The organism is Clostridiales bacterium (assembly GCA_017569285.1).
In the GTDB taxonomy this organism is placed as follows: Bacteria; Bacillota; Clostridia; order Christensenellales; family Aristaeellaceae; genus Aristaeella.
Genome location: CP069419.1, coordinates 3,148,702 through 3,162,884 on the forward strand (window position 1 = coordinate 3,148,702; position 14,183 = coordinate 3,162,884).

Sequence of the window (14,183 nt, forward strand, 5' to 3'; positions counted from 1 at the left end):
ATACCTGCGCGGCAGAAGGCGGGCAAGAGGAAGAATAAATTAATGGCCGGGAGAAGCCTTCTCCCGGCCACGCCAAAAAGGAAACGGATATGTCTCCCGATTGGGTCTGAATTACACCAGCTGACGGCGTGCACGTTCCTTTTCCGCAGCCGCGTCGTCGGCAGGATACCACATCGGTTCCACCAGGTGAACACTGCAGGCTTCCCCCTGGGCGAAAGTGACGCGGTGGGGCGTCTGTACCTTCAGCAGCTGGTCTCCGACAGGCACGAGGTATTCGGTCCGATCTGTCAGGAAAATACGTTTTTCCACATGGGTCTGGTAGCCGTCCTGATCGGGGCCGGAAAGCGCGATTTCATTCGGACGAGTTGCAACGACCATTTCTTCAGCAGCATCATCCGGTACGGAAAGGTTGAGCGCCTGGTCCATATGGCCTTTCGGATAGGCTTTGCCATCTTGAATAACCACATTGATAAAGGTACTCTCGCCGAGGAAGTTGTGGACAAAACGATTGCAGGGCTTGTTGTACAGGTTTTCAGGAGTGTCGATCTGCATGATCCTGCCCATATCACAAACCATCATCCGGTCGGAGATTGCCATCGCTTCAGACTGGTCATGGGTCACGAAGATGATGGTGAAATTGAACTTGCGCTGCAGCGCCTTGATCTCAAAGCGCATGGTTTCACGCAGCTTCGGGTCGAGGTTGGACAACGGTTCGTCCAGAAGCATGACCTTGGGATTGGTAACGATGGCACGGGCCAGCGCAATACGCTGCTGCTGACCGCCTGAAAGATCACTCGGCCATGCCTTTTCCAGACCGGTCAGGCTGGTATGGTGGAGGGCTTCATTCACCCGGCGCTCAATATCCGTTTTGTTTACCTTCTGAATGCGCAGGGGGAATGCTACGTTTTCAAAAACGTTCATATGCGGCCAGACCGCGAATGCCTGGAAAACCATGCCCAGGCCGCGCTCTTCGGGCGGCACATACAGATTCTTTTTGCGGGAGGACACTAGCCTGCCGCAGAGTTCGATTTCACCCTCCGTCAGGTCCTCAAATCCGGCAATCATCCGCAGGGTAGTGGATTTTCCACAACCGGAAGGCCCCAGGAAGGAAAAGCATTCTCCCTCGTGCACCCGCAGGTTGAAATCATCCACAGCCACGATATCACCCAGTGTTTTGGTGGTGAACCGCTTGGTAACATGATCCAGAACAATCTGATCTCCCACAGGTTACACCCCCTTCCGGTCCTTTGTGATCTTGGTGACAATGGTGTTGAGGATAATGATGATACCGATGGCGACGGTTGCCAGCGCAGCGGCCTGCGGAATCATGCCCGCATCACGCAGGGAGTAAATCTGGACACCCAGCGTACGGGTATACGGCCCATACAGCAGGATGGATGTCGTTACCTCGCGCATGGCCGGCAGGAAGATGAGGAAGAAGCCGCTGACCATGGCTGGCCGTATCAGGGGCAATGTAATATCCTTGAGGCTTTCGGTATGGCTGGCGCCGCATACGCGGGCAGCTTCCTCCAATGAGGAATGAACCTGCAGCAGAGCGGCGGAGGATGTCTTCATACTGAAGCTCAGATACCGGGCCATATAAGCCACCAGGATAATCCATATGGTGTTGTACAGGTTGATCCCCACAATACGCCCGCTCCATGCCAGGATCACACCGATGGACAGCACCGTGCCGGGAATGGCGTAGGGAAGCATGGAAATAACCTCGAGTGCGCCTTTGCCCTTTGGCCGGATTTTCTGGACCACATAAGCGACCAGCGTACCCAGGAACATACACACAATACCCGCGGTGATTGAGACAAAGAGCGAGTTCCGGATCGCGGCGATGGTACCGTTGGCGGTAAATACCTTTTCATACTGGGCAAAGGTGAAGTTTTTGAATTCGATCGGCAGGCCGTAAGCTTTCAGGAAGGAGACCAGCACGATCATGACCAGGGGCACGATTACAATCAGCACCAGCGTCAGGATTGCCAGCAGGAAAAGCGGGATTTTTGCGCCGCGAAGCTTGATCAGGGTCGGGCGCATGGATTTGCCCTTGATGATATCGTAATTTCCCGCGGACAGTATTTTGTTCTGCAGCACCAGTGCCAGCGCGACGACTACGACCAGCATGACGGAAAGCGCAGCACCCTGGCGGATACCGTCGAATGATCCGCCGGAATTGTAAATAACCGCGTAGATCCGGGTCGGCAGGGTGTATATGCCCTTGGCGTAGCCCAGGATGGACGGTACGCCGAAGTGAGCCAGGGAGGTAGTGAGGATCAGCAGTGCGCCTGCAGAGATAGCGGGTTTGACCAGCGGAAGGGTGATCTTCCAGATCACCTGGCGCTGTTTTGCACCGGCGATACGGGCGGATTCCTCCAGCGTGGGATCCATGCGCTCCAGCGCGGAAACCACCTGCATGAAAACAAAGGGGAAGTAATAGCTGACCTCCACGAATACGATGCCCCAGACTGAATTGATGTTGATGGGCATCTGGGTCAGGCCGAAGAGATCCCGGAGCATCTTGTTGATGTAGCCGGAACGGCCATTGAACATCATATCCCATGCCATGGCACCGAGGAAGGGCGGGAACATGTAAGGGATGTTGAACAGCGCCCGCATCAGGCCTTTTGCGGGAATATCGCTCCGGCCCAGCAGCCAGGCATAGAATACGCCCATGATGGTGCCGAATATGGTGGCAAACAGCGCAATCTTGAGGGTGTTCCACATTGCCTCCAGGTTTTTGCCGTCAGTCACCTGTTCGACAAACATCTGGGTTTCCAGCTTGCCTTCATTGAAGAAAGCATTGAAGATGATCATCACGATGGGTATGACCACAATGATGAGCAGCAGTACAAAGCAGACAACGGTCATCACTTTGTCCATATTCAGCCGTTTCCGTCCGTCCACGGCTGCGAGCTCTGCACTGACACCACCCAAGCGCTTCATGCGGATGCACCTTCTTTCTTTGCGGGATAACAGCGGCTGTTCAGGAACCGGATGCCAACAGTTTCCCCTTCATCAGCCGTACCGAGGGTACGGGCATCCAGCATGGACTGCTGAACACGGATCTGCCTGCTGCCCAGGGAGAGGAAGTAGTTATATTCACTGCCCAGGAAAACCCTGGAATCCACCCTGGCCTGCAAGGGAGATTCGGGATCGAATACGATGTCATTGGGACGCACACCGATCTCGTAACCGCCGTTTGCCGCTTCCTCCGGAACTGCATCCGGAAAGGGGATCTTTTCACCGACATTCAGGCACATGGTGTTTCCGACTTTTTCCAGGGGGATAAAGTTGGAAACGCCAATGAATTCGAAAGTAAAACGGTTGGCGGGATGGAGGATGATTTCCTCATCCGTGCCATACTGGCAGAGGGTGCCGTCCTGCTGCATAATGGCCATTTTGTCACACAGCTGCAAGGCAGACTGCTGATCATGGGTGATATACAGGATGGTTGCATTGAGCCGTTTCTGGATCATCCGGATTTCCAGCAGCATTTCTTCCCGCAGTTTGGCATCCAGGTTTGTGATCGGTTCATCCATTACCAGCAGATCGCTGTCGATCACCAGCGCCCGGGCAATGGCCACACGCTGCTGCTGTCCGCCGGAAAGCTGGTTGGGCAGATGCCTGGCGTATTCCGTCATGTGTACCTGCTCGAGAGCGCGCATAGCCCGTTCACGGATCTCTTCCTTGGGCCGGCGCTGCTTTTTCAGGGGATAGCATACGTTTTCCAGTACGGTCATATGCGGCCATACGGCGTAATCCTGGAATACAATGCCGATATTCCGCTTTTCAGCCGGGACGTTGATGCGCTTTTTCGCGTCAAACAGCACCCGGTCGCCTACAGTGATGGAACCTGTTTCCGGTTTGATCAGCCCCAGCAGGGCACGCACCAGCGTCGTTTTGCCGCAGCCGGACGGGCCGACCAGGCAGACGATTTTCCCACTTTCCACTTCCAGCGAGAAGTTTTCCAGCACTGTATTTGTTCCGTAGCGGAAGGTGATATTGTCAAATCTAACGTTTGCCATCTATCGTTCTCCTTACGCGCTTCGTTTCCGCTTTTTCCCCTCCGTGAAAGGCCGGATAGAAAAAGCGGGCATGCCCGCCAAAGTCCTGCGCGCATGCCCAGGGAAACGGAGAATTACTTGTTGAAAATCTTGTTGAAGTTATCCAGGTAGTTCTGGAGGTTGGCGCCCAGGTCATTATAATCCACGACCATGTTGACGGCTGCAATCGCAGAGGTGTCCACCTGCATCTCAACGTCGTCCCGGACAGAAACCAGGTTGTTCTCCACCAGGACTTCCTGGCCTTCTTTGGAAAGGATGAAGTCCATCAGGATCTTGCCGTTTTCTTCATTGGCGCAGCCTTTGATCATGGCGATCGGGCTGGTCATGGTGATCACGTCATCCGTGGTGTAATGGAACTGGATGGGGGAGCCTTCCGCAATCAGGTTGGCAGATACATAGTCCAGGCAGATACCAACCATATAGGAAGAGTCCGCAACACGATTGTGGGTGGCGGTGGTGCCGCTTTCCAGCTCCACACCGTTGGCCTTCAGCGCTTCAAAATAAGCTTCGCCATACTTTTCGGACTGCATCATGGCGGCCATCCAGTACTTGGTGGTGGATGCCTGGGACGGGTCTGTCATAATGATCTGATTGTTCCACTTGGGATCCAGCAGGTCATTCCAGGTCTTGGGGGCATCCGCTTCATCGACGAGTCCGATGTTCCAGGCGATACCCATGGTGACCAGACGGCCGGCGGTGTAGTAACCTTCGACATCCATATATTCCTTGGCAATATGATCCGTTTCGGGGGAGACATAGGGCAGCAGCCAGCCGTTGGCTTTGAAAGCTTCATAGTCGGACGGGTCGCCCAGCCATACCAGGTCGCACGCGATCTGGCCGTCACCTTCAGCTTCAGTGGTCATCTTGGTGACCAGTTTACCGCCGCCGGCATAATAATACTCCATATCAATGTCCGGATATTTGGCTTCAAATGCTTTTTCAATAGCCTGGAGCTGCGCTTCCTGCATAGAGGAGTACAGCATGACCTTTCCGGCCGCAAAAGCGGAAGAAACAGAAAGAACCATCATCACAGCGAGGAGCAATGCAAGCAATTTTTTCATTGGGAAATGCCTCCTTTTCAATTGTAACGATCTATCCAGATCCATATTTCAATTATGCGAATTCAGAGGGTATTTGTCAATAGAGGAAAGGAAAAAGGTATCCGGGACATGTGAACAGCCAGCTATTGTCATAGAAAAACGGATCAGCTATCCGGCAGAAAAAAACCATCCCCCGGGTATATGGGGATGGCAAAGGAAGAGGTTTTCTTACGCGAAGCGTTTGGTGACCGTCATATCCACATTATCGCCACGGATGCCGATCCGGATGGTTTCCGCGAGACGCTTCAGCGTGGACTGTTCATACTTGTCCCATTCGGGATCCAGGCATTCGATCACATGATTCGGAAGATCGCTGAGCAGGTCATCCGGCAGCGCTTCGTCGCTGTGATCCACATCCGCGGCCATGGCGTACTCGAAAGAATCGCGGATTGCCCCGAGGAAGCTCTTTGCGGCTTCGTTTTTGCCGGAGGTTGCCGCAGCAAGAAGCAGGGCGCGCTTTTCCTTGTCCATGACTGTTTTGGTGGACATATGCAGATCAAAGGCGCGGCCTTCGGTTTCAATCCAGAAGGATGCCTGCATCTCCCCGGTAATTCCCCGGGCCATGCTGAGCATTTCCTCTGCACACAGCTGCAGCTGCAGGGATTCCTTATGGGTCAGGCCTTCATAATCGGCAACTTTGCGGGCTTCTTCAAGGGATTTGTCAAAACCATTGCCCTGATTGTCAATGATAATCACATTGGATTTCATGGCATTAACTCCTTCCTCACAAATTGTTTATTCAATCGTCAGGATATCGGCGAAACCAGTGACATCGAACACTTCCTGAACGATTTCATTCACGCCGGTCACCTTCATGCCGCCTTTGCAGGACATGACCTTATGGGCAGAAAGCAGGACGCGCAGACCGGCTGAAGAGATGTAATCCAGTTTGCTGAAATCGAGAACAAGGCTTTCCGCACCGGGCATATCCTTATTCAGCTCCGCTTCCAGCTCGGGGGCGGTCATGGTATCCAGACGGCCTTCCAGGGCGATTTCCAGCGTAGTTCCGTTCATGGTTTTGGTAATGGTCATAGTCCGGGCCTCCTTGATGAAATTTTTGATTTTTCCTGTGTTTTCGTGATTATAGCACATATTTGGGGCGAAATAAAGCGGTTTTGGGCAAAAAATGCATGGGAAACCTTTTTTATGTATGACTTGAAAAGTACATGATGATTTGTTAATGTTATTGTATATCCAACAGGAAACGGAGAAGAGCATATGGCCGGAGGAAATATCCAGTTTCAGCAGTTTCTTGCAGATGAAGTCCAGAAGGTCGAGGGCATCTATGTGCCGATTCATGCCGGAATCATCCGTCGGCTGCTGGTTCGGAAGACAACACTGAAACGACTGCATCCGAACCCGGACGACGAATTCTGCTTCCCGAAGATTGGACCGAACTATGAAATTGTTTCCAATTATGAAAGAGAATACCGCCGCATCCGGAAAAACAAAAACGATGCGAGGTTTGTATCCCCGGCAGCAAAAGAACCGCTGACCGTGGAGCGAATCCGTCCGGACGGCTACATGATCATGAATGGCCACCATCGGTGGGCAGCCGCTTACCGTACAGGCCTGAAGCAGATTCCGGTGAAAATCGTGAACCTGACCCAGGAAAATGATATCCGGAAGATGCTCGCCGCAGCCAGCCATGACAAGCGTGTGACACTGGATCTGGATGAGGTTGTTTTCCAGAAAGAAAAAAACGGACCGGCAGAGAAACCGCTGCCGTTCCCATTCCGCAATATATACAGGGAAAGACTCCGGCTGGGGATTCCGGCCCTGTTCAGGTATCTGGGGGTACATGGATATGATGTGTGGGTGTTTTCCGCCAACTACTATTCCATGGATTATATCCGCAACCTGTTCAGGATGTATCATGCCCATGTGGCGGGTATTGTAACCGGTACTGCACGGAAAGCCCCGAAGGGAAGCCATACGAAGGAACAGCTTGAAAACCGGATGAAGGAGAAGTATCCGATGACACTCCATATTGACAATGCAGCGATCACGCGGGTGGACAGCCGGACAAAGACTTTTGCAGAATTTCCGCTGAGCGGGAACGATGATACATGGTCGAAGGAGATCATGGACGTAATCGGAGGAATGGAGACACAAAAGTAAGCGGCAGCGGATCGGCCCGGATGAAAAACACACGGAATTCAGCGTGTGTTTTTTTTCATGCGGCGTAAAAAACCGGACCTTCGCATCGTCATAAATGATGAAACCATAAAAAACGGAGGTGCGGACATGAAAACCGTAAAGAGAGCAATTGCCCTGGTTATGATTATGTTTCTTGCTGCCGGAAACGCCATGGCAGCGAATGATGAAAACGAATGGGACCTGGCGTTTGCAGTGCTGGAAAGAGAAACGGGACTGGGTCGGGAGCAGGTTAAGACCGGCCAGATCTTTTATGAAGACGGAATGTGGTCTTTCAGCGTCGTTATGAAAGATCACCCGGAGGATGAGGATGGACTTCTGGTTTTTGAAACAGACGATCAATGGAATCTCATCAGTATGGAAGGACCGGAGAAAATTAACCTGGACCGACAGCTGGAGATTGAGCTGAAGGAATGCTTCCACCGGGATGACTGTGCCTGGCGCATGGCGGAGGTATGCGCCAAGTGGAAGGAAAAGCTGGAGGGAGTCAGCCAGGAACAGAGAAACACAATCTGGCCGAGATACCTGGCGGTTATCGACCGGGGAATCATTGTACCGCCGGAAGGTGCGCTGGATTACAATACCGCATTGGTTACAGCCAGGGACGCCGCATCGGAACGGATGGGGTGGAAAGGTATTGACATGGAGACACTGTTTGTTCCGGGGCTCAGTGCCTGCTATGTGCTGGATGGGACACCGGTATGGTTTATTTACCTGGAAGATCATTCCTACTTTGAGGAGGAATACTCCACTGACCGTGCAATGAAGAAATACCAGGAACGCCTGAAAGAAGCTTTTGCCGGGGTTGGCCAGATTCCGCCCTGCAAGATCGGGATTGTGATTGACGCCTTTACAGGAGAACTGAAGGAAAAGCCGATGCTGGATTATATTCCGGTGGAGTTCCATTACCTGGATTTCCTGATCCGGACGGATGAAGCGGTTGCAAGCATTGCCGGAGAATAATTCCAGTTCTGCTTCTACATAAAATGCTCCTCACATCGCCGGAGAAAGCTCTGTTCTCCGGCTCTGTTTTTTGCAGAACAAAAAAAGGTCTGTTTATCTGAGTTCAAATGTTCGTAAGAATATAGTATAATCATCCGGTAAAAAGTATTGCCATCTGACGTTTCGGAGCACAGAAACCAAACAAAACAAAGGAGACGAAGAAGATGAAGAAAATCCTGGGTATCCTGCTGGCTGTGGTGATGATCTTTCTGGCGGCCTTTGCGGCAGCGGATGAGGTTCCGCAGCCGGAAGGCGGAAAGAAATTTGAGACAGACTGGGCGGTTGAAGGCGGCATCGCAGAAATATTCTACGAAGAGGAAGGCTACCGCGTATATATGAAAATTGAACGGGCAGCGGAAGCGGCCGGTTCTGAATATGAGTATGCCTGCTATTACCATGAAGATACGGATTCCCTGGTTTCCCTTTCATCCCTTCGCTCGGATTATACGATCAATCCGGATACAGGAGAAGAGATTTATGGTGACACCTATGCATATGAGGGAATCGACGAAGAAGGGAAGGAAACGGAATTCGTCATTGACGGGGACGGTTTCCTGATCTGGAAGGACGGCTATGATGATGCCGGCGCAGGCCTGAAATTTGTGAACATCGGACCGTTCGAGGGTGTCTGGCGGAATGAGGAAAAAGAAACGGAAGCCGAATTCATGTTCAACGGCGGCGAAGAAGGTGTTTTCGACTATACCGTCTATATTCAACGCGGTAAGGAAAACGCAGATACATATACGCTGTACCTGATGACCGGCAGTTTTGACGCGGCATCCGGAAAACTGACAGCGAGCGGAACCGGTACCGTGTTTACAAAAAACGCAGCCGGTGAATATGACACTGCTGACAGTGATGAATCCATCGAGGCTGTTTTCTCCATGACGGAAAACGGCACGATTCTGTACGAGTCGGAAGGGATCGAGCTGAAGTTTGACCTGCTGGGCAACTGGGGATAATCCCATCCCAGGGATTGTACCGATTTCCGGAAGCATGATATAATGCTGTATACCCGGAGCATGAGGGGGAACCTTCCGGCTCCGGGTTGTTTTTACATTGTGGAGGAAGACGGCAATGATCAGGACACTGCTGTGGGATGTGGACGGCACTCTCCTTGATTTTAAAGCAGCGGAACGCGCGGCTGTCCGGTGCCTTTTCAGCGAGTTTTCACTTGGCGAATGCACGGATGAAATGATCCGGCGTTATTCCGAGATCAACGAGGGATTCTGGCAAAGGCTGGAACGGAACGAGATTACCAAGCAGCAGGTCCTGATCGGACGGTATGAGCAGTTTTTCGGGGAAATCGGCGTGCCGGTATCGCTGGCGGAGGAGTTCAACCGGCTGTACCAGATACGGCTGGGCGATACAATTGTTTTTCGGGATGACAGCTTCATCATTGTGAAAAGCCTGCGAGGGCGGGTGCGGCAGTATGTGGTATCCAACGGGACAATTACTGCGCAGACCCGGAAGCTGGAAGCTTCCGGGCTTGGGAAAATAATGGACGGGATATTTCTTTCAGAAGCACTGGGAGTGGAAAAACCGAACAAAGCATTCTTTGATGCGGTTATGGACCGAATCCGCCCGGAAACCCCGGACGAGGTGATGATTGTCGGAGATTCCCTGACCAGCGATATCCGGGGCGGAAACAATGCTGGGATCAAAACCTGCTGGTATAATCCGGAACGGAAAACAGCGCCGGACGGGTACCGAATTGATTATATGATTGCAGACCTGCATGAGATTATTCCAATTCTGAAATAAAAAGAAGCTCCGGTATTATACGGAGCTTCTCTAGCATGTTCTGTGTCAGACGGTTGCCAGGCCGGCTTCCTTCGGGGCGGGCTCTGCTTCCACTGCGTTCAGCCGGTCAAAATAGACCTGATGCGTCTGGTTCAACACGGATTTATATTCAGCGCTGCCGTTTTCATCCAGAGTTTCCAGGAAAAGGTGTTCCCGGGAAGCCAGTTCCGGATGAATCCGGACCAGCGTGGCCATGCCGGTGTTGGAGCAGGTGCCGGCGACACGCTTGTATTCCGCCATCAGGTTGGAAAATACCGCGTCCGCCAGGAGGGAACACTGCCCCGCACTCATCCGGCTGAAATGATTCTGCGTCATCTGGTTGATCAGATCATTGACGACGTGGACCTTCGGCTCGATCATGGACGCGGTTTTTTCATCCTTATCTGAGAAAGCCTTCTCCGCATTGTCCAGGATATCCTGAATGAGATCCTGCAGGACGGCAATTTCTTTTTTGCATGTTTCTGAAAACCCGGAGAAATTGGCGTTGAGGCGGGATGCGATATCTGAGATATTGACTGCCTGGTCTCCGAGCCGCTCAAATTCCGTGGAAACTTTGTAATACTGGTTCAGGATCGAGATATGGTTCTCACTCTGCAGGTGCGGGAGCAGTTCCACGAGGTAACGGCTCAGGTTATCGGTGAGCCGGTCGACCTGCAGTTCATCGGTGTCGATTTCCATCTGACGGGCTTCTGTGTAATCATCCAGCTGCACCTGAGCGCGGGAAAGGTTCTCCCGGGAAAGCCGGAACATGGTAATCAGCACATCATAGCAGCTGCGGAACGCAAGGGCGGGAGTGGCGAAGAAGACGGGATTAAGCGCTTTCAGCAGCTCGTCATGCGGATCCTCATCTTCCTTCTTCTTTCTGAGAATGCGGTCGCTCAGGCGTTCCAGCACCTGCAGCGTGGGCAGGAGACAGATGGCGCATACCAGGTTGAAAACTGTGTTGGTATTGGCAATCATACCGGAATTGACGGTGGCATTCCACAGTCCATCCAGAAGGCCCAGATGATGGATTACGGTGATCACAATCAGCACCATGGCGGATTTGCCCAGGTTATACATAATGTTGATGATGCCGACGCGGCGGGCTTCCCGGTTGGCACCGATATAAATAACAATCGCAGTGGTGACACAGTCGCCCAGATAGATACCGACGATCACTGAATAGATGGCTTTGAAGGTCAGGAAACCGCTGGAAGAGAAAGCCTGCAGAATACCCACAGCAGCGGATGAACTCTGAAGCGTGAAGGCAACGGCTGCACCGGTGAGGTATCCCAGGAAAGGATTGTCTCCGAGGCCGGAAAACAGCTGCTCCACGATACCGGACTTTTGCAGGGCATTGACCGCACTGGTCATGTTCAGCAAACCGGAGAAAAGGATTCCGAACCCGATGGCAATGTTGCCGATGGAACGGGAATTCTTGAGAACTCCGGTCATGATCAGGATGATGCCGATAATCAGCGCAAGGGGCGCCAGGGTTGAGGGTTGGAAAAATCGGAGGATGGAAGTATCTCCGGAAGCATTGAGATCCAGTAATCGGATGATCTGGCCGGTGACTGTTGTACCGACGTTTGCACCGACAATAATGCCCAGGGACTGACGAACAGACAGAATTCCCGCACCAACCAGGCCGGCTGTAATGACAATTGTCGCAGTGGAGGACTGAATCAGGGCGGTGACCGCAATGCCCAGGACAAACGCTTTGAACGCGTTGTCGGTTACTTTTTCCATGACGGTTTTCAGCGTTCCGGAAGAGTTCTCCTTCAGGGAATCGCCCATCAGGCGCATGCCGTACAGAAACATAGCCAAACCACCGAGAAGAGACAAAATATCAAAAAAACTCATAGAACCTCCGCAGTTCCAGGATCAAAATAACCAAAATCCACCAATTAACAATTATACCATGGCTTTGATGTCCGGAAAAGGGCCGGGAAGAAAAAACAGGCTGTTTTCGTTGATTCAGTGTACGGGGATGCGGACTGTGGGAAATACAAAGAATTCCTTGATTCCATCCTGCAAACCATGTATGATATATGCAGAGAACCGTACTATCAGAATGCAATATATAAAAGCACCGAATCAATGACGAAGGAGGATCACCATGCAGCGAAGACTCCGCAAGACAATCTGTACTGTCCTGCCGCTTCTGCTGGTGCTGTGCATCACCGGGGCGGCAGCTGAAACCTGGCTGTGTCCGCACTGCGGCTTTGCGGACAATATCGGCATTTTCTGCTCCATGTGCGGAAAGCCCCATTACGGGAGTACGGAAACCACTGCGCTTCCGACTGCAGCACCGGTTTATACCGATCCGACCCTGGAACAGATTCCCGGGCAGGATGACTGCGTGAAAATCCGCCTTACCGGGATTGATGCTACCAGCTGGATTTCCGACAAGTGGCTGCCTGAATTTGCCATAGACAATGATGAGACCACCTGCTGGCAGTTCTCCGCCAAAAAGGGCGGGCTGGACGGGAAGACGAAGCTGACCCTTTATACCGGCTATGTCCAGGCGGTCGACCAGATCTGGATCAAAAACGGATTCTGGGGATGGACGGATGCCGGAACGGATGAGTACTACATCAATGCCCGACTGAAGAAAATTCGGGTTGATTTCCTCTATAACGGGGAAACAAAATACCGGGATATGCTGGAATTCACCCTGCGGGACGAGGTGTTTACAGACTGGCAGAAGCTTTCCACCGGACATCGGGAGAACGTCGTTGCGGTCAGGATATCCGCAATGACCTCCTACAAAGGCAGCCGGTTCCCGAATGACGTATGCCTGTCGGAGATCATGCTGGTGAAAAACGCGCCGGCATACAGTGCCATGCCGGCCGCAGCAACGCCTGTACCTACGATATACAAAAGCAAACCGGATGTAACCGGCGTGCGGCTTAAGGATAAGCTGGCCACGCGATCCGGTCCCGGACAGAAGTATGACGAACCCGGTACATTCCTCCCGGACACCTGGCAGAACGTGACGGTCCGCGTACTCGGAAAGGAATATGTCGGAACCACCTGGTGGGTCCTGGTGGACTTTGACAATGCCGGCAAGGGAAGGTACCGCGTCTGGACCGGGCTGAAGCGTGTGGCTGTGGACCTGGACCAGGTGAAGGAATACTATCCCACCGGGCAGGGTACCGTCAACGCAACATCGGATACCTATCGCGGCCCTGGAACCAACTATGCCAAGGCGAAGGTGACCATCAACGGATGGAAGGATGTCGTTGCCTACGGGCATGAGAACGGATATGTGGAGGTTGAGTTCGAACAGGGAAACAAATGGTACCGCCTGTGGGTGCCGGAAAGCCAGACCTCCATTGATTGGGGAAATGACAATTCCGGAAACGGGTAAAAAACAAAGAAAGGAAACAAACGGAATGAATAGCGCGATTGTGAAAACCCGGGCCGTTCTGGCGGTCATCCTGGCCGCAATACTTTGTATCACAGCTGTCCCTGCTGCGGCAGAGGAAGACATGATCTGTTTTGAAGAGAAAGGGATTTATGTGAAAATACCTGACAGCGTGATGTATGTAACCGGGGAATCCCCGGATACAGCCCCGCTGTTTTCCATACTTGGCAGCAGTGGAATGACGCGACAGCAGTTTCTGCAGTATATGCAGGAAAACCAGATGTATATTTACGGATTAATGCTGACAGACTACAGAAGCGAATTTTCCCTTGTGATTGATGACCTTGCAAGTCCTGTCAACCTGAATGATTCACCCGATGTGCTCATGAATGTATACCTGACCCAGGCCAAAAAACAGCTGGAAAGCCTCGGCGCCAAAGTGGTTGATTACAGTGTTTATAACGGAGAACTGTACAAGGGCTTCCGGTTCCTTTATACGTTTGAGAATGAAGATACTGTCCAGCATGTGATCCAGTATTCCATCATTGATGGACTACGAACGGTCAACATCCGTGTTTACGGCTTTGACGGGGAATTTTCCGAAGAAAATGAGAGCATTATCCGGCAGGTATATGACACAATTATGATTACCCGGCCGGAAAGCGATACGTAATTCAAGGGCAAACCGGAAAACAA

General features: G+C 52.2%; 13 protein-coding genes. 6 read left to right on the forward strand and 7 right to left on the reverse strand.

Annotation, left to right across the window (positions count from 1 at the left end; all coding sequences use genetic code 11):
• Positions 1–111: 111 nt before the first annotated feature.
• From JNO48_13870 to JNO48_13895, 6 genes are all read right to left on the reverse strand, one after another.
• The gene (locus JNO48_13870) at positions 112–1,170 is read right to left on the reverse strand and encodes an ABC transporter ATP-binding protein (GenBank protein ID QTE69776.1); all 1,059 of its coding nucleotides are present in this window, start codon (positions 1,168–1,170) and stop codon (positions 112–114) included.
• Positions 1,171–1,227: 57 nt separating this feature from the next.
• Positions 1,228–2,952: an iron ABC transporter permease gene (locus JNO48_13875; GenBank protein ID QTE68253.1), complete on the reverse strand. Its 1,725-nt coding sequence runs from the start codon at positions 2,950–2,952 to the stop codon at positions 1,228–1,230.
• The gene (locus tag JNO48_13880) at positions 2,949–4,034 is read right to left on the reverse strand and encodes an ABC transporter ATP-binding protein (GenBank protein QTE68254.1); all 1,086 of its coding nucleotides are present in this window, start codon (positions 4,032–4,034) and stop codon (positions 2,949–2,951) included. The genes JNO48_13875 and JNO48_13880 overlap by 4 nt, the downstream gene beginning before the upstream one ends.
• Positions 4,035–4,147: 113 nt before the next feature.
• Positions 4,148–5,179, reverse strand: a complete 1,032-nt coding sequence (locus JNO48_13885; GenBank protein QTE68255.1) for an ABC transporter substrate-binding protein — start codon at positions 5,177–5,179, stop codon at positions 4,148–4,150.
• Positions 5,180–5,341: 162 nt separating this feature from the next.
• The gene (locus JNO48_13890; GenBank protein ID QTE68256.1) at positions 5,342–5,881 is read right to left on the reverse strand and encodes a hypothetical protein; all 540 of its coding nucleotides are present in this window, start codon (positions 5,879–5,881) and stop codon (positions 5,342–5,344) included.
• Positions 5,882–5,908: 27 nt separating this feature from the next.
• Positions 5,909–6,205 carry an STAS domain-containing protein gene (locus JNO48_13895; GenBank protein QTE68257.1) on the reverse strand — a complete coding sequence of 99 codons (297 nt, stop codon included), beginning with the start codon at positions 6,203–6,205 and terminating at the stop codon, positions 5,909–5,911.
• A gap of 186 nt (positions 6,206–6,391) precedes the next feature.
• On the opposite strand from JNO48_13895, the gene JNO48_13900 reads away from it, so the two are divergent.
• The 4 genes from JNO48_13900 to JNO48_13915 all read left to right on the forward strand — a co-directional run bounded on the left by JNO48_13900 (position 6,392) and on the right by JNO48_13915 (position 10,096).
• Positions 6,392–7,294, forward strand: a complete 903-nt coding sequence (locus tag JNO48_13900; protein QTE68258.1) for a ParB-like nuclease domain-containing protein — start codon at positions 6,392–6,394, stop codon at positions 7,292–7,294.
• A gap of 126 nt (positions 7,295–7,420) precedes the next feature.
• The gene (locus JNO48_13905) at positions 7,421–8,293 is read left to right on the forward strand and encodes a hypothetical protein (protein ID QTE68259.1); all 873 of its coding nucleotides are present in this window, start codon (positions 7,421–7,423) and stop codon (positions 8,291–8,293) included.
• Positions 8,294–8,496: 203 nt separating this feature from the next.
• A complete protein-coding gene (locus JNO48_13910; GenBank protein QTE68260.1) occupies positions 8,497–9,294 on the forward strand; it encodes a hypothetical protein in 798 nt (265 codons plus the stop codon).
• Between the two features lie 115 nt (positions 9,295–9,409).
• Positions 9,410–10,096 (forward strand): YjjG family noncanonical pyrimidine nucleotidase, encoded by a 687-nt coding sequence (locus tag JNO48_13915; GenBank protein QTE68261.1) that lies wholly within the window; start codon positions 9,410–9,412, stop codon positions 10,094–10,096.
• A gap of 45 nt (positions 10,097–10,141) precedes the next feature.
• Here JNO48_13915 and JNO48_13920 read toward each other — a convergent pair whose 3' ends face one another.
• Positions 10,142–11,938, reverse strand: a complete 1,797-nt coding sequence (locus JNO48_13920; GenBank protein ID QTE68262.1) for a Na/Pi cotransporter family protein — start codon at positions 11,936–11,938, stop codon at positions 10,142–10,144.
• 298 nt (positions 11,939–12,236) lie between these two features.
• On the opposite strand from JNO48_13920, the gene JNO48_13925 reads away from it, so the two are divergent.
• A complete protein-coding gene (locus tag JNO48_13925) occupies positions 12,237–13,490 on the forward strand; it encodes a hypothetical protein (GenBank protein ID QTE68263.1) in 1,254 nt (417 codons plus the stop codon).
• A gap of 25 nt (positions 13,491–13,515) precedes the next feature.
• Positions 13,516–14,160, forward strand: a complete 645-nt coding sequence (locus JNO48_13930; protein QTE68264.1) for a hypothetical protein — start codon at positions 13,516–13,518, stop codon at positions 14,158–14,160.
• Positions 14,161–14,183: the final 23 nt, after the last annotated feature.